General features: G+C 71.2%; 17 protein-coding genes. 4 read left to right on the top strand and 13 right to left on the bottom strand.

What is annotated here, in order from left to right; translation table 11 throughout:
- Positions 1 to 875, bottom strand: an 875-nt coding sequence (locus HQ603_RS17785) for an amidohydrolase family protein (protein WP_308126603.1), incomplete at its 3' end; no start/stop codon positions are given.
- A gap of 83 nt (positions 876 to 958) precedes the next feature.
- Here HQ603_RS17785 and HQ603_RS17780 point away from each other — a divergent pair.
- Together HQ603_RS17780 and HQ603_RS19020 are read left to right on the top strand one after the other, a co-directional pair.
- Complete coding sequence (locus HQ603_RS17780) at positions 959 to 2002, top strand: zinc-dependent alcohol dehydrogenase family protein (protein ID WP_222686077.1); 1044 nt, start codon at positions 959 to 961, stop codon at positions 2000 to 2002.
- 95 nt (positions 2003 to 2097) lie between these two features.
- Entirely contained in the window at positions 2098 to 2226 is a 129-nt protein-coding gene (locus HQ603_RS19020) for a hypothetical protein (protein WP_261774029.1), read from the top strand.
- Here the strand turns inward: HQ603_RS19020 and HQ603_RS17775 are convergent, their stop codons facing one another.
- From HQ603_RS17775 to HQ603_RS17755, 5 genes are all read right to left on the bottom strand, one after another.
- A complete protein-coding gene (locus HQ603_RS17775; protein WP_222686076.1) occupies positions 2227 to 2424 on the bottom strand; it encodes a hypothetical protein in 198 nt (65 codons plus the stop codon).
- A gap of 43 nt (positions 2425 to 2467) precedes the next feature.
- Positions 2468 to 2665: a hypothetical protein gene (locus HQ603_RS17770; RefSeq protein WP_261774028.1), complete on the bottom strand. Its 198-nt coding sequence runs from the start codon at positions 2663 to 2665 to the stop codon at positions 2468 to 2470.
- A gap of 65 nt (positions 2666 to 2730) precedes the next feature.
- Positions 2731 to 3294 (bottom strand): dihydrofolate reductase family protein, encoded by a 564-nt coding sequence (locus HQ603_RS17765; protein ID WP_222686075.1) that lies wholly within the window; start codon positions 3292 to 3294, stop codon positions 2731 to 2733.
- Between the two features lie 84 nt (positions 3295 to 3378).
- Complete coding sequence (gene modA / locus HQ603_RS17760; protein ID WP_222686074.1) at positions 3379 to 4149, bottom strand: molybdate ABC transporter substrate-binding protein; 771 nt, start codon at positions 4147 to 4149, stop codon at positions 3379 to 3381.
- Between the two features lie 75 nt (positions 4150 to 4224).
- Complete coding sequence (locus HQ603_RS17755; protein WP_222686080.1) at positions 4225 to 5049, bottom strand: DUF72 domain-containing protein; 825 nt, start codon at positions 5047 to 5049, stop codon at positions 4225 to 4227.
- A 201-nt stretch (positions 5050 to 5250) separates the two neighbouring features.
- On the opposite strand from HQ603_RS17755, the gene HQ603_RS17750 reads away from it, so the two are divergent.
- Both HQ603_RS17750 and HQ603_RS17745 read left to right on the top strand, forming a co-directional pair.
- Positions 5251 to 6963 carry an EAL domain-containing protein gene (locus HQ603_RS17750; protein ID WP_222686073.1) on the top strand — a complete coding sequence of 571 codons (1713 nt, stop codon included), beginning with the start codon at positions 5251 to 5253 and terminating at the stop codon, positions 6961 to 6963.
- A 16-nt stretch (positions 6964 to 6979) separates the two neighbouring features.
- Positions 6980 to 7627 (top strand): class I SAM-dependent methyltransferase, encoded by a 648-nt coding sequence (locus tag HQ603_RS17745; protein ID WP_222686072.1) that lies wholly within the window; start codon positions 6980 to 6982, stop codon positions 7625 to 7627.
- 57 nt (positions 7628 to 7684) lie between these two features.
- On the opposite strand, the gene HQ603_RS17740 is transcribed toward HQ603_RS17745, so the two are convergent.
- The 7 genes from HQ603_RS17740 to HQ603_RS17710 form a co-directional block, all read right to left on the bottom strand.
- Entirely contained in the window at positions 7685 to 8560 is an 876-nt protein-coding gene (locus HQ603_RS17740; protein WP_222686071.1) for a type IV toxin-antitoxin system AbiEi family antitoxin domain-containing protein, read from the bottom strand.
- Between the two features lie 95 nt (positions 8561 to 8655).
- The gene (locus HQ603_RS17735; protein ID WP_308126602.1) at positions 8656 to 9696 is read right to left on the bottom strand and encodes a FecCD family ABC transporter permease; all 1041 of its coding nucleotides are present in this window, start codon (positions 9694 to 9696) and stop codon (positions 8656 to 8658) included.
- Positions 9693 to 10706: an ABC transporter substrate-binding protein gene (locus HQ603_RS17730; protein ID WP_222686069.1), complete on the bottom strand. Its 1014-nt coding sequence runs from the start codon at positions 10704 to 10706 to the stop codon at positions 9693 to 9695. Before HQ603_RS17730 ends, HQ603_RS17735 begins: the two co-directional genes overlap by 4 nt.
- Before the next feature lie 178 nt (positions 10707 to 10884).
- Positions 10885 to 12873, bottom strand: a complete 1989-nt coding sequence (locus HQ603_RS17725; RefSeq protein WP_222686068.1) for a CocE/NonD family hydrolase — start codon at positions 12871 to 12873, stop codon at positions 10885 to 10887.
- A 136-nt stretch (positions 12874 to 13009) separates the two neighbouring features.
- On the bottom strand, positions 13010 to 14335 hold the full coding sequence (locus tag HQ603_RS17720; protein WP_222686067.1) for a hypothetical protein: 1326 nt from the start codon (positions 14333 to 14335) through the stop codon (positions 13010 to 13012).
- Positions 14336 to 14355: 20 nt separating this feature from the next.
- Positions 14356 to 14784: a hypothetical protein gene (locus HQ603_RS17715; RefSeq protein WP_222686066.1), complete on the bottom strand. Its 429-nt coding sequence runs from the start codon at positions 14782 to 14784 to the stop codon at positions 14356 to 14358.
- Positions 14781 to 15005 (bottom strand): hypothetical protein, encoded by a 225-nt coding sequence (locus tag HQ603_RS17710; RefSeq protein ID WP_222686065.1) that lies wholly within the window; start codon positions 15003 to 15005, stop codon positions 14781 to 14783. The genes HQ603_RS17715 and HQ603_RS17710 overlap by 4 nt, the downstream gene beginning before the upstream one ends.
- Positions 15006 to 15009 lie beyond the last annotated feature (4 nt).

The following is a 15009-nucleotide window of genomic DNA, read 5'->3' as shown; positions in this document are numbered from 1 at the left end:
ACCAACCCCCGCCCGTTCTCCCGCACCACGTCCCGCGCCCAGTCGTCACCGAGCCCGAGTTCCATGACGGCCCGGAGGGCGTCGGCGTAGGGGTACGGGATGTTGGGGAAGTCGCTGCCGAACAGGATGCGCTTCTGCAGGTCGAGCAGTCGCGGACGCAGGCCGACCGGGAAGGGCGCGAGCCGCTCGGTGAACGCGGTGAACACCATGGTGGTGTCCAGCCGCACGCTCTCGTACCGGTCGGCGAGGTCGAGGAAGCGACCGTACTCCGGCATCCCCATGTGCGCGATCACCAACGGCAGCCGCGGGAAGCGGCGCATCAGTGCGTCGACGGGGTCGGGGCCGGTGAAGCGGCCGGGCTCGGGACCGGACCCGCAATGGATCACCACGGGAACGTCGGCGTCCTGGATGGCGCCCCACACGTCGTCGAGAGGCGGGTCGTGAACGTCGTAGTCCCCCACCTGCACATGGCATTTGAAAATGCCCACGCCGTCGTCGATCGCCGTCCGGACGTACGACGCCGCCTCGGCCTCCGGATAGAACGTGCCGGTGCGGACGCAGTCCGGCGTTCGATCCGCGAACTCCCCGGCCCACCCGTTGAGCCACTGCGCCATGCCCGGCTTGTGGGGGTAGAGCAGGGAGGTGAACCGCTCGACGCCGTAGGCGCGGAGCCGCTGGGTCCGCGCGTCCTCCTCGGTGCGGTACTCGATGGGCCACGGCTGACCCAGCCGCGGCTCGACCGCGTCGAAGTAGCCCCACACCTTGGCCAGCACGTTGTGCGGCATGAAGTGGGTGTGGATGTCCACCATCGAGTCCAGCCCCAGGTCGGCGAGGAGCGCGCGAACGCGGGCGACGTCGTGATCGAGTTCCGGCACGTCCTCACTATGGCACCGCGCACGCCCGCCTCTCGCCGACCCCACGGGTGCGCCGGCGCCCGCGGAGGAGTAGAGACATACGCATGAAAGCAACGTTCATGTACGCCGCCGGGGACGTTCGTGTCGAGACCGTGCCCGACCCGCGGATCCTCGAACCGACCGACGCCATCGTCCGCGTGGTCCGCGCGTGCGTGTGCGGCTCCGACCTGCACCCCTACCACTCGCTGAAGCCCCGCAGCGAGGGTCGGCCCATGGGCCACGAGTTGATCGGTGTCATCGAGGACCTCGGCTCCGAGGTGACGGGTCTGCGCAAGGGCGACTTCGTCATCACCCCGTTCACGTACTCCGACAACACCTGTGTGTTCTGCCGGGAGGGCCTGCACACCTCGTGCGTCCACGGCGGCGGCTGGGGCAGCGCGGAGACCGGCGGACTGCAGGCCGAGTACGCCCGCATCCCGCAGGCGTCGGGAACGTTGGTGGCGGTGCCGGGTGTCGACGAACACTCGGATCTGCTGCCGTCGCTGCTCACGCTCTCCGACGTCTACCTCACCGGCTACCACGCGGCCGTCATGGGCCGCGTCGAGCAGGGCAAGACCGTCACGGTGATCGGCGACGGCGCGGTGGGGCTGTCCGCGGTGCTGGCCTCCCGGCAGCTCGGCGCCGAACGCATCATCCTCATGGGCCGGCACACCTCCCGCACCGACCTCGGCCGCGAGTTCGGCGCCACCGACGTGGTGGCCGAGCGCGGCGACGAGGGCATCGAGAAGGTCAAGGAACTCACCGGCGGCGAGGGCAGCCACGTGGTGCTCGAGGCCGTCGGCCACATGCCGGCGTACGAGCAGGCCTACGGCATCGTCCGTCCCGGCGGCGTCATCTCCCGCGTGGGGGTGCCGCAGTACCAGGACGCGCCCGTCGGGTGGGCTTCGCTGTTCGGCCACAACGTGACGCTGACGGGCGGCGTCGCACCCGTCCGCGCCTACCTGGAGCAGGCCATCCCGCAGGTGCTCGACGGCACCATCACGCCGGGCAAGGTGTTCGACCGGTCCGTGCGTATCGACGACGTTCCGGACGCGTACCGCGCCATGGACGACCGTGAGGCCCTGAAGGTGATGATCGACTTCGGCTGAACCGACCATTTCGGGCCATTTACCCGTGTCGCGCGTTCGACTGACACGGGGGCGCTGTTCTTGCGACGTAAACCGGGATCCGAGACACTGGTGTCATGGCGAAGAGGACCACCACCGTTCGTGACCCCCGGAAACCGCGGCCGCTCGAGGCGACGCTGCTGGGCGTCAGTGGCGTCGTCCTCGCGGCCCTGCTCGCGCTCTGCGCGGCGAAGGGCCTGCTCTGATCAGGTGCGGGTGAGCAGGGCGTTCTCGGCCTTGGACTCGAACCACATCAGCTCGAGGTAGGTGCCGTCGCGCTCCATCTCGGACCGCTCGTCGGCCCGGCGAATGGCATGGCCCATCTTCACGCCCACCACCACGGCGCCGACGGTCCACACCGAGAGAACGGCCACCGCGACGATCAGCCACATCATGTGACCCATTCGGCACCCGTCCGACAATGGATGGTGACGAAATGGTCTCGGTTCACGTCCGGCGCGCCGCCGGTCCCCACAGCTGATGCGCCGACGTCGCGGCCACGATCGGCCAGCACACGATGGCGATCCAGACGCTCGCGGCGCGCTCGCCGATCGACAGGTCGTAGATCGCCAGAATGGTGAGCGCAGCGCCCACCACGAACGTGAAGACGTTCAGTTTCCTGCGGCTTTCGTCGGTCATCGCCATGCCGGGAAACTACGACACCCCTGCCGTGCTCGCTACTCGAGTTCTGGACGCATTGTTGGAATGCGTCACCGCTGGACGTCGAACACCTGCTTCTGAATGCCGTTGGAATACACCTCGTGCTCCACCAGCGCCAGTTTCTGCATGTCCTTGTCCGTCTCGCTGAACAGCCGTCGCCCCGCGCCGAGCAGCACCGGGAAGACCAGCAGGTGATACCGGTCGACCAACCCGGCGTCGGCGAGCGACTTGCCCAGCGTCGCGCTGCCGTGCACCGCGATCGGCCCGCCCTCGCTCTCCTTGAGCGCGGCGACGTCGTCGACGGACCGCAGAACGGTGGCCGGCCACCGCTCGTCGTCACGCTCGAGCGTCGTCGACACCACGTACCGCGGCATCGCGTTGTACTCGGCGAAATCGTCCATGGTCGGCCAGACCGGCGCGAACGCCTGGTACGACGTGCGGCCCAACAGCAATGCCGTCGTCTCCGACTGCTCCCGCCCCTTGATCTCGTAGGCGGCCTCGTCGAACTCGACGGCCTGGAACGTCCACCCGGAATTGCGGTAGCCGGGCTCCCCGCCGGGAGCCTCCATCACACCGTCGACGGAGACGAACGCGGTGACGATCAGAGGGCGCATGGGGACATCCTTCGTAGTGGGGTGGTTCGGTTGCACCGACGACGCAGTATCACCGGTACAGACGCGCGGCGACGGCGAAACTCATCACGGCGCCGCGAAACCCGCCGCGTCCAACACCTCGCGGCCCTCGGGTCCGAGGACGAACTCCTCGAAAGCCTGTGCCGCCGTGGCGTTCCGCGACTCCGAGAGGACGGCGACGGGGTAGGTGTTGACGGCCTCGCCGGACTCGGCGAACGGCACGGTCGCGACGCGCTCACCCGCACCCGCGGCGTCGGTGACGTACACCAGACCCGCGTCCGCCTCGCCCGCGGTGACCTTGCCCAGCACGTCGGTGACGGCCGACTCCTCGCTCACCGGGGTGAGGTCGACGCCGGTGGCCGCCTCGATCGCCGCGGTCGCGGCGCCGCACGGCACCTGCGGGGCACAGACCACCACCTTCGCGCCCGGATCGGCGAGATCGGCGAACGACGCGATACCCCGCGGATTGTCGGGCGGCGTGACGATCGTGAGGGTGTTGGTGGCGAAGGGGGTCGGCTCGCCGCTCACCAGCCCGGCGTCGACCGCCCGCGTCATGGTGGCGGTGTCCGCGGAGGCGAACACGTCGCCCGGCGCACCCTGGCTCAGTTGCGTGAGCAGATCGGACGAGCCGGCGAACGTCAGCGCGACGGTGGTGCCGGGGTACGCGGCCTCGAACCGCTCCCCGAGCTCGGTGAACGTCGCCTTCAGCGAGGCGGCGGCGAACACCGTGATCTCGCCGCCGACGGCGCCGTCGGCGGCCGGGGCGGGAGTCTCGGACGTCGAACACCCCGCCAGGAGCAGCGCGGCGGCAGCGAGAACGAGGCGAAACCGAGTCATGGCACGGCCTTTCGGTGAGGGTCCGCCGGAAGGGTACCGACGGGCCCCGTGCCGACGTATTCGGCACCGACGCGCTCAGCGCGCCCCGCCCACCATGCGCCGCAGAGCCACCGCGTCCCACGGCGCGTGACCGCGGGCGTCGTTGTCGAAGTACACGTACACCGCCGCGCCCGCCGCGGCCCACGCCTCGACGCGCACCGCCCACTCCGCCAACGCGTCGTCGGGATACCCGCTGGTGTAGAGCTCGGTGTCCCCGTGCAGACGCACGTAGACGACGTCGCTGGTGACCTCGGCCAGCGTCGGGAACCGTCCGGCGGTGTCCGCCACGACGCACCCGACGTCGTACTCCCGCAGCAGCGCGTACGCCTCCGGAGTGTCGAAGCTGGGGTGGCGCGCCTCGAGGCAGTGCCGCAGCGGGCCGTCGTGCAGGACGTCGAGGAACACGCGGTCGTCGGCCAGCTTCTCGTCGTGCCGCGCGCCCAGGACCGCCGCGTCGGCGACGGTCCGCGGGAGGGAGGCGAAGAACGTGGCCAGCCGATCCGCGTCGAACGCCGACACCGCCGGCAGCTGCCACAGGATCGGCCCGAGCGTCGGGCCCAGCGCGAGCACGCCCGACGCGACGAAATTCGCCACCGCCGCGTCGGTCCCCACCAGCTTCTTCATGTGCGTGACGTAGCGCGGGCCCTTGACGGCGAACACGAAGTCGTCCCCCACCGCCGCGCGCCACCGCGCGTAGCTGCTCGGCCGCTGCAGCGAGTAGAACGAGCCGTTGATCTCCACCGACGACGTCTGCCGGGACAGGTACTCCAACTCGCGTCGCTGCACCAGGTCGTCCGGGTAGAAATCGCCCCGCCACGCCCGGTACCGCCACCCGGAGGTGCCGATTCTCGGCGCGATCACCATGGTGCCTTCCTGGGGGTTTGTCGACCTCCGGACCGAAACGGCCGGGCTAATCGGACCGAATATCCGCGCCGTCCACTGGTAAACGTTTTGCCGTCCGAATATGCTTCCGGCAACGAATCGATGTTGGCTGTCACCCGGAGTCGGGCCGGGTCACCCGGCGATGGAGTTTGTCCAGCGATGTTTCGCACCCCGGCACCCGTGCCGACTCGAGATCGGATCACCCGGTCCTCGCGTCGTGCCGTCGTGATGCTCATCGTGGTCGTCGGCTCCGCCGGCGCCTTCTCCGCCCTCTCCGGCGTCCTGCGCCCCGGCGCGCTCTACGTGGTCGCCGCGATCTCGGCCACCACCGTCCCCGTGGCCTGGTACTGGAAGCGGACGTGGCGGCGCTGGGACAGCCTGGCCCCGTTCTTCGTCTTCTACGCCGACGTCGGCATCGCCACCGTGCTGTTCAGCTTCCGCTCCCCCTGGGACGCGCTGCCGGGCACGGTGCTGCTGATTCTGGTCGCCCTGTTCGGCGTGGTGTTCGCCGACGAGCGACTCCTGCGCGCGCACATCGCGTTCACCGTCCTGGTCATCCTGGTGCTCGCCGGGCTGTCCATCGGCGCGGCCGACCCGATGCTGCTCCTCGCCCGGACCGTCTGCATCCTCGGCGCCACCGCCACCCCGTTCCTGGTGCAGCTGCACATCGCCTACCTGCGCGATCAGGTGTCCACCTCGCGTCGCGACGCCCTGACCGGACTGCTCAACCGCCGCGGACTGGACTCGGCGATCCTGCAGATCCAGCAGGCCCGGACGGCCGACCTGACCATGGGCGTCGCGCTGATCCACGCCGACATCGAGGACGTCGACACCCGGCTCGGCCGTGCCACCACCAAGGAGGCGATCACCGAACTCACCGCCGCGCTGCGCGAGCACGCGCCCGGTGCGTTGATCGCCCGCCTGCGTGACGACGAGTTCGTGTGCGTCTTCCTCGGCGGCGGCGCCCGCGTGGCCGAGGACCTCGACTCCCTCCGCGACGAGGTCGAGTCGCTCCGGCTGCGCAGCGCGTCCACCCCGCTCACCTGCACCACCGCGCGGGCGCATCTCTCCGACAGCGCCACGCGCATGGTGGTGATGGGCCGCCTCATCGCGTCGGCGTCGCTCGCCCGGTACTCCGACACCCTCGAAGGCGACGAACGACGCCCCGAGTACGACCACCTGGTGGACCTCCTCGCCGCGGGTGGGCCGACCATCGTGTTCCAGCCCGTCGTCCGCGTCGACGACCAGCGGGTGGTGGGGTACGAGGCGCTGTCCCGCTTCCCCGCCGGCCACGGCTCGCCGCAGACCTGGTTCGCCGACGCCGCGGCCGCCGGCATGCAGATTCCCCTCGAACTCGCCGCGGTGCAACGCGCCGTGCTGGCTTCGCACCACCTCGAACCCGACGCGTTCCTGGCCATCAACGTCTCCGCGACCACCATCACGGCGTCGGACCTCACGCGGCTGTTGCTGCCGCTCGCGACGCAGCGCCGGGTGGTCGTCGAGATCACCGAACACGATCTGGTGCGGGACTACCACCAGCTCACCCTCGCCCTCGACGACCTGCGGGCCGCCGGCCTGTCCATCTCCGTCGACGACGTCGGCGCCGGGCACTCGGGGCTGCGGCAACTCGTGGAGATCAAGCCCGACGTGATCAAGCTCGACGCCTCCATCGTCCGCGGCCTCGACCACGACCGCCTGCGCCGCGCCGCCGCCAAGGCCCTCACCGACTTCGCCCGCGACATCGGCGCCGAATGCATCTACGAGGGCATCGAAACCGACGCCGAACTCCACGCCGCCCGCACCCTCGGCGCCACCATGGTGCAGGGCTTTCTCCTCGGCCGCCCCACCGCCGTTCCCACCGCCGTCACGCCGGACGTCGGGCGCACCGCCTGACCCCTACGCTGGCGTCGTGACCTCCCGAGTGGCCGCGCAGTACGACCGCATCGCCCACGACTTCGCCGCCGCCTTCGCCACGCTCGCGCCGTTCGATCGCGGGGTGCTCGCGTCGTTCGCCCGCTCGGTGACCACGGCCGGCGGCCGAACGGTGCTCGACGCCGGCTGCGGGCCCGGCACGGCGGCGCGGGAACTGGCGGCCGCGGGGCTCTCGCCGGTGGGGCTGGACCGGTCGGCGGAGATGGTGCGGGTGGCGTCGCTGGACCACGCAGTGATCGGAGATCTGGGGGCGCTGCCCGTGCGGGACGGGGCCGTCGACGCCGTCTGCGCGTGGTACTCGCTGGTGCACACCCCGACCGCGGACCTCCCCGCCCTGTTCACCGAGTTCCGGCGCGTGCTGCGGGACGACGGCTGGCTGCTGCTGGCCTTCCAGACCTCCGCGCCCACTCTGGAGCTGCGGGAGGCGTGGGGGCACGAGGTGTCGCTCGACTTCCTGCGGCACGACGTCGGTGAGGTGCAGGAACAGCTCATGGACTGCGGGTACGTGCTGCACCGGGACGCCCTGCGCTCGGCGGACAAGCGGGCCGGGGAGAGCGCGGCGCAGGCGTTCGTGGTGGCGCGGTCGCGGGACCACCTGGAGCTGCGGGTGGGGCGGGGGTGCTGAGCGGGGGGGCGAATCGTGAAGTCTGCGCCCCGCTTTCCGGGGCCGGAGCTTCACGATTCACCGCGCGAGGGCCCGTCGTACCTCCGCGATCACGAGATCAGGTTCCGCCACCAGCCGGTGGTAGGTGAAGCGCAGGACCGTCCACCCATCGTTGACCAGCGTGTTCTGACGCTTGGCGTCGTGCGCCGCGCGGTCGGGCGTGCGGTGGTACGCCCAGCCGTCGATCTCGATGGCCACGCGGTGCCGAGGGAAAGCCACATCGAGCACGTACCCGCAGGCCGCGACCGCTGTCGCCCACCCGCGTAGGCCCGAGCGCCGGAGCTCACGCAGGAACACACGTTCCGCCTCGGACTCGCCGCCGCCCGCGGCCTGGCGCAGCATCCACGCCGCGGTGCGAGCGCCGGTGCGCCCCCGGTTGCGCTCGTGCGCGTCCTGCACCATCGACAGAGTCACCCGCGTCTGCAGCTGGCGGTCCAGGAACCTCGTGCCGTCGCCGGCGCGCCTCGTTTCCAGGATGGTCGCTGTCTCCACCACCGTCAGCGGCAGCGTCGTCAGGCGCAACCCACGGTGCACCCGCAGGTCACCCGCGTCGAGATCCCGGTGGCGCACCACCACACCGGGGCGGCCGTAGCGACGTCGACACGGGACCGTCACCCACGTCACGGGCAGCGGGCGGTCCAGGAGCCCGAACCACCAGGCGGCGCTGGGCCCGGTGGCGGCCGCGTCCGCTCCGGCGCGATAGACGGCGACACGGAGGGCCATCGCGTCGGTTCGTGGCTGCCCGGCCGGCATGTAGATCCCCCGACCGAGTCGAGTCCAGCGGCCACTGGCGACCCGACGGTCGAGCGCACTGGCCGACAGACCGGCGGCCATCGCCTGGGCCCGCGTGACGACGCCGTCGTGTCGGGCTGCGATCGCGGAGCACGGATCCATGCCAGTGTTGGACGTCGCAGCGGCTCGGATGGCTCCCGGTCACGAATCCTGAACTCTGGACCTCGGTTTCCGGGGCCACGACTTCACGATTCGGTCTAGCGGGCCCCCACCAGTCGAGGCGCGCTGCGCAGCCGGCTCCCCCGCCCCCGCAGCAGGATCAGCGCGAAGGCCGGAACGCCCACCAGCGCGGTGACCACCCCCACCGGGATTTCCTGCGGGCCGAAGATGCTGCGCGCCAGGGTGTCCGCCCACACCATGAACACCGCACCCATCGCCATGGTGGTGGGGAGCAGACGGCTGTGGCGGGGGCCCACGAGGAGCCGCGCGGCGTGCGGCAACACAAGCCCGACGAATCCGATGGCCCCGGCCGCGGCCACGATGGTGGCGGTCATCAGCGCCGTCACCCCCAGCAGGATCACCTTGAGCCGGCCGATGGGCACGCCGAGCGCGGTGGCGGTGTCCGAGCCCAGGGTCATCGCGTCGAGGGAGGGCGCCGCGATCACGCACACCACCACCCCGATGCCCACCGCGGCGGCGCAGACCCACACGTCGACCCAGTCGGCACCGGCGAGGGAGCCGAGCAGCCAGAACAGCACCCCGCGGGTCTGCTCCGCGTCGGCCGAGGACAGGACGATGAACGACGTGAGCGCCGAGAACAGTTGCGTCCCAGCCACTCCCGCGAGGATGACCGGTCCGGTGCCGCCGCCCGCTCCGGTCGCGAGCGTCATCACCAGCACGAAGGAGACGATCGCGCCGACGAACGCCCCGGACGACAGCGACAGCACCCCCGCCCCGATGCCCAGCACCGCCACGGTCACCGCGCCCGTCGACGCGCCGGACGAGATGCCGAGGACGAACGGATCGGCCAGCCGGTTGCGCAGCATCGACTGCATCACCGCCCCGCACAGCGCGAGTCCCGTGCCGCACAGCGCCGCGAGCACCGCACGGGGCAGGCGCATCTCCCACACGATGCCGTCCTGGATGCGGCTGACCTCGGCCGCCGGTCCGCCCAGATGCGAGACCACCACGGACACCACGTCGGCGGTGGTGAGATCGGCCGGGCCCACCGCGATCGACACCGCGACGGACGCGAGCACCGCTGCCAGTGCGCCGAGAACGACGACGGCGGATCTCACTCGGTGCCCCACTCCTTCAGCGCCGCAGCCACTTTCTCGATCCCGTCGACGGTGCGGATCGACGGGTTCAGGTCCGCCCCGTTGACGACGACGTAGCGACGGTCGATCACGGCCCGCATGCGGCTGGTGACCGGATTGGCCTCGAGGAAGTCGATCTTGCTCTGCAGCGCGTCGCCGTCGATGGTGCGACGGGACAGGTCGGCGAGGACCAGGACGTCGGGGTTCCGGTCGGCGACGGCCTCCCACCCGATCTGCGGCCACTCGTCGGTGGTGTCGGCGAAGACGTTCCGCGCCCCGACCGCCGACGAGATGACGCCCGACGCGCCGCAGCACCCCGCCATGTAGGGGGCGGCGACGTCGGAGAACCAGTAGGCGACGGTGGGCTCACCGGGCGGTAGGCCGTCGGCGGCGCGCTGCGCGCGGTCGGTGAGCTCGGCGACCAGCTGCTCCCCGCGGTCGCGGACGTCGAAGATGGCCGCCAGGTCCCGGATCTCCTGGTACACCGTCTCGAGCCGCAACGGTTCGGTGCGCGCGCCGTCCGCGTTGACGCTGGTGGCGGCCATCCCCACGCAGTCCGTGGGCGACAGGTACGTCGGAATCCCGAACTGCGCGAACCGATCTCGATCGGCGACCCCACCGGGCCCGAGGGTGCCGCCGAAGGAGGCGGTCACCAGATCCGGGTCGGCGTCGGAGACCACCTCGAGCGACGGCTTGTCGTCGGCGAGGCGCGGCACCCGAGCGTTGTCCGCGGCGAGGTTCTCCCGCACCGGGTCCGTCCAGGTGGCGGTGCCCACCATGCGGTCGGCGAGGCCGAGGGACAGCAGAATCTCGGTGGACCCCTGGTTCAGCGACACTGCGCGCTGCGGCGGAGCGTCGACGGTGACGGTGCGGCCGCAGTTCTCGAGCGTGAGGGGGAAGCCGGGCACCGCGGACTCGGCGGTGTCGGAGGCGGCGGTGGAGCAGCCCGCGACCAGCAGAGCTGCCGCCGCGAGGGCGAGAAAACGTGACATGTTCGGTTGTGCCGTCCTGCTACGGGCCCGTGCGCGGAGCCCCGAGGGTGGTGTCGGCCGGCGAGCAATCGGACTTCGGACCCGTCGGACGGGCCCGTCACCGTTGCGCGCCAGTTCCGGATTCCCACCGGATTCCCTCGCCGGACGACGCGTGCCCGGCCACCCTAACCCGGCGGCGTCAGTTCACGAACGGCACGTTCACGAAGCTCGGCCTGCTCGGGTCCAGCTGGATGTGCTGCGGCGCGAGACCGGAGTCGACCAGCATGGGACCGAGCGGCAGGTACCGCGGCACGGACGCGGCGTAGACGTCGAGCCGCAGCCGGTGCCCCGGCTGGATCACCGCGTCCGTCGGCAGCAGATTGACGTCCACGGTGGTCGGCTGCCCCGGAACGACGGGCTGCCGGGACGCCAGTGTGAGCGCCGGCTTGGCGTCGACGTAATCGCCGTTGGCGCTGCGGGTGCTCTTCGCCTCGTCGATCGCCCGCAACGACGCCGTGAGGGCGCCGTGGGTGAGCGGGGTCGACGTGCCGTCGGGCGCGACGTCGTTCAGCGTGGCCGCCCAGAAACCGTCCGGCCGATCGAGGACGGTGTTGAGCCGGACGTTGGTGGCCCCGGAGATCTGCGTCGGAGCGGTCATGGGCGCCCCGGTGAACGTCAGCGCCTCGGCCTCGTTGAACCGCGAGTCGCGCGTGCACGCCGAGCCCAGAATGGCTGCCGCTCCGGCCGTTCCGACCGCCGCGTCCCGCGAACACAGGCCGCGCAGACCCGGGGCGACGGTGAGCCGCGCGGTGTCGGGGACGGCCTGCGCGGTCAGGCTGCCGTCGTGCAGGCTGTGGCCGGCGGTGCCGCTGGGCGCGGCCGAGAGGTACACCCGCTCCGACTGCGCGCCGGGCCGCGGGAACTGCGAGGTGGTGGTCCACCCACCGCCCTGCTGGAACAGCGTGACCGGGCCGTAGTTCTCGATGCCGTTGTCGATCCCCTTGAGCCAGTGGTCGAACCACGCCCGCTGCAGCGCGTCGAGCCGCGGCGGGTTGCCCGGGCGGCCGAAGCCGGCGCCGGGATTGACGTGGTAGCCGTCGCCCATGATGAGCTGCTTGCGGCCGGGCTCGAGCGGGATGTCCTGGTAGATGCGGGGTTCGGAGTTGGTGAAGATGTCGTGCCACCCGCCGTAGACCATGGTGGGCACGGTGATGTTCGCGGTGTCCGCGCTGCGGTCGGCGTAGAACTGTCCGTCCTGCGCCACGTCGAGCGTGCTGGGCCGCACGTCCGCGATGGTGGGGGCGGTGAGGGCGTTGGCCAGCTCCGGGATGAGGATCGCCGGATCGTCCAGACGCGACTGCAACCACCGAGAATCGAAGGAGCCCTGCAGGATCGACTGCACGTTCGGCACGAACTTCAGCACGTTGACCAGGGTCAGCCACAGCGGCATGAACCCCACGCCCAGCGCACCACCGGTGCCGACGATGTCCCGCAGCAGATCGTTGCCCGGCTCCACCGGGAAGATCGCCTTCAGCGCCGGCGGGCGCAGCGCCGCGGCCTGAACCGAGTTGATGGCCGAGTAGGAGATGCCGGACATACCCACGGCGCCGTCGGACCACGGCTGCCGCGACACCCAGTCGATGATCTCCACCGAGTCCTGCTGTTCACGCGGCCCCAGCACGTCCCAGGTGCCCTGCGAGAACCCCGTGCCGCGGGCGTCGACCACTACCTGCGCGTAGCCGTTCTGCACCAGGTTGCGGTTGACGCCGAAGGTGCGCAGGCCGCCGCCGTCGACGGCCTGCGTGAGCTCGGTGATGCCGTCGAACGGCGTGCCCGCGAAGTTGAGCCCGGCCAGGAAGTCGAGCACCGGCTCGCTCACGCCGGGGATCTGCTGGATCGAGTCGATGAGATTGCCGACCAGCTTGGTGTACGGGGTGATGTTGAGAACGGTGGGCAGCGCGGTGTCGACGGGCCGCCCGGCGGCGTCCGCGGGCCGATAGACGTTGGCCTGCAACACGGTTCCGTCACTCATGGTCACCGGGACGTCCCAGTCGATGGCCACCTGCGGGTACTGCGGCGGGGCGTCGGCCGCGGCGGTCCACGCGGCGGCGTCCGCACCGCCCGTGGGGTCGGCGGCCACCGGCGTGACGGCCGAGCCGATCGCGACGGCGAGAGCGGTGCCCAGCACGACGCCGGAGCGAACGAGACCGGATCGAACGACGCGCGAGAACCCCACCGCAACCCCCTGCTGGTCCGTGCCCGAGCCCCACGCCGGGCGGTCACCTTCGTGACGGTGCCCGGAGCCTAACCGTCCGGCCCGCCGGTCAGGCGCCGAACAGTAGATACAGCCCGAGGAACGTGTAGAGCACCATGACCATCATCAGCGCCAACTCCCCCGTGAGGGCGTGACGCTTCGGCAGGACGCGCAGCGACGTGTCGTGCGCGAGGGTGACACCGACGATGTGGCCGATCACCACCGCGAGCACCGTGATGCTGGCCAGCACCGACGGGTGCGAGGACAGGGCGTAGTTCACGGACGCGTCGGCGATGCCGAGGGGGTTCCACCCGCGGTCGAACGGGTCGAACAAGGTGAAGACGCTCTGCTGCCCCTTCTCCACCAGGTACGTCAGGTAGTGGGCGACGAAGTACCCCACCACGATGGGAATCAGCGAATGTGCCAGCAGCCCCGGCAGTCTCGCGCGCTCGTCGCGGGTGACCCCGCCGGTGGTGCGGGCGGCCAGCCAGAACGCGGTGCCCACGATCGCGATGCACGCGAGCAGACCAAGGGTGCGGGCCACTACCGGATCGGCGCCGCGGGCGAGGTCCTTCCAGAACGGCGTCTGCGCCAGGGAATCGAACGCCGTCGAGCCCAGCAGAGTCGCGATGACCGCCACGGTGCCGCGTCGGATCGGCAGCGACGCGGCATTGTCCAGCGGGCTCACCGCCGCGAGCTGACCCGACTCCCGATCACGACGGAGCCAGGACAGGCGCGCCACGACGTCGGAGAACACCTCGAACGGATCGGCCGCGGCGAACCAGCGCTCACCGAAGACGAGCCCGCCGAGCAGCAGCACCACCACGTAGACCAGACACCAGAGCCGCACGGCGGCAACGGAACCCGGATCGGCCGACGCCAACTCCAGCCACACGAAGGCGAACAGCCCCACCACCGCGGGCAGCACCCCGACGGCCGGGAGCGGTACCGCACCACGAGAAGGGTTGCGCCGCAGCACGACACACACCCCGCGGTGCAGGGCACGCACGGGTGAGACCACCCGCCACACCGGACCGGCGATCAGCGAGGCCGGCACCAGCCCCACCCACACCAGCACGTAGAACACGCCCATCAGGGCGTTCGACGAGTCCTGCGGACCCAGCACCGAGGCCAGACCGACCCAGACGGCCAACGCGACCGACAGAACGCCGACGACGCCGCGGAAGGCCGGGGAGTCGACCACCCGCGTGAGTCCCGGGAGCCCGCGACGCACCCGACCCGCGTCGAGACGCGGGGTCTTCCACGCCACCAACAGGATCGCGAACGACGCCGCGAGCGCCCACGCCCCGCCGATGAGGGCGTAGGTGATGGGGATCGGCAGGTCCGTCGACCCGCCGAGGCCGTGGGCGAGGAGGTCGGTGTGGCCCGGCCTCACGGCCGCGGTGTGGCCCGGGGTCACGGCCGGACGAGCACCGTGGCGACGGTGACGCCCGCGTCGTGCAGTTCGATGTCCACGGATCCCGGGACGTCGACGGTGAAGCGGAACTCCTGGTCCTCCCCGACCGCGACGGGGAAGGTGTACTCCGGCACGGAGTGGACGTGGAGTTCGTCGACGGCGTCGCTGTCGACGGTCAGCACGATCTCTCGGCCCACGGTGCCGTCGATCCGCTCGTCGGTGGGCGTGACCTCCCCACCGGCGATGCTGACGTCGATGTCGGTGGAGTCGGTGTCGGTGGCCTGCTCGCTGTCGCTCTGGACGACGGTGGTGTCCACCGTCGCCGACACGTCGTTCGGCGCGGCCGGCGTCTCGCTCTCGGAGCCGCCGCAGCCGGCGGCGAGCAGTCCCACCGCGGCCACCGTCGTCAGCAGTCGGCGTGTTCTCACGTGTCCCCCTGGTCGGGCCGATTCCGGCCGTCTTCTCGGTCGTTGGCGGCGGCGAGATCGTCCTGCGCCGCGGCCGCCTCGTTCTCGGCGCGCTCCGCACGGCGGTCGCGCACCACGATGTACCCCACGACGCCCGCGATGATCAGCGCCGGCACGAACGCCGGCACCGCCAGGATCAGCGGGTGATCCGCCATCCAGACGGTGCCGGGCGGTGGTCCCATGACC

Origin of the sequence: Rhodococcoides corynebacterioides (genome assembly GCF_019834675.1) — a bacterium.
Classification (GTDB): Bacteria; Actinomycetota; Actinomycetes; order Mycobacteriales; family Mycobacteriaceae; genus Rhodococcoides; species Rhodococcoides corynebacterioides_A.
This window is presented reverse-complemented; position numbering and strand designations above follow the sequence as displayed.

Coding starts and splice junctions, on each gene's coding strand:
- HQ603_RS17710 (WP_222686065.1), bottom strand. CDS start 15,005: ATGGGACCACCGCCCGGCACCGTCTGGATGGCGGATCACCCGCTGATC.
- modA (WP_222686074.1), bottom strand. CDS start 4,149: ATGACTCGGTTTCGCCTCGTTCTCGCTGCCGCCGCGCTGCTCCTGGCG.
- HQ603_RS17740 (WP_222686071.1), bottom strand. CDS start 8,560: ATGGATCCGTGCTCCGCGATCGCAGCCCGACACGACGGCGTCGTCACG.
- HQ603_RS17730 (WP_222686069.1), bottom strand. CDS start 10,706: ATGTCACGTTTTCTCGCCCTCGCGGCGGCAGCTCTGCTGGTCGCGGGC.
- HQ603_RS17770 (WP_261774028.1), bottom strand. CDS start 2,665: ATGGCGATGACCGACGAAAGCCGCAGGAAACTGAACGTCTTCACGTTC.
- HQ603_RS17775 (WP_222686076.1), bottom strand. CDS start 2,424: ATGGGTCACATGATGTGGCTGATCGTCGCGGTGGCCGTTCTCTCGGTG.
- HQ603_RS17765 (WP_222686075.1), bottom strand. CDS start 3,294: ATGCGCCCTCTGATCGTCACCGCGTTCGTCTCCGTCGACGGTGTGATG.
- HQ603_RS19020 (WP_261774029.1), top strand. CDS start 2,098: ATGGCGAAGAGGACCACCACCGTTCGTGACCCCCGGAAACCGCGGCCG.
- HQ603_RS17780 (WP_222686077.1), top strand. CDS start 959: ATGAAAGCAACGTTCATGTACGCCGCCGGGGACGTTCGTGTCGAGACC.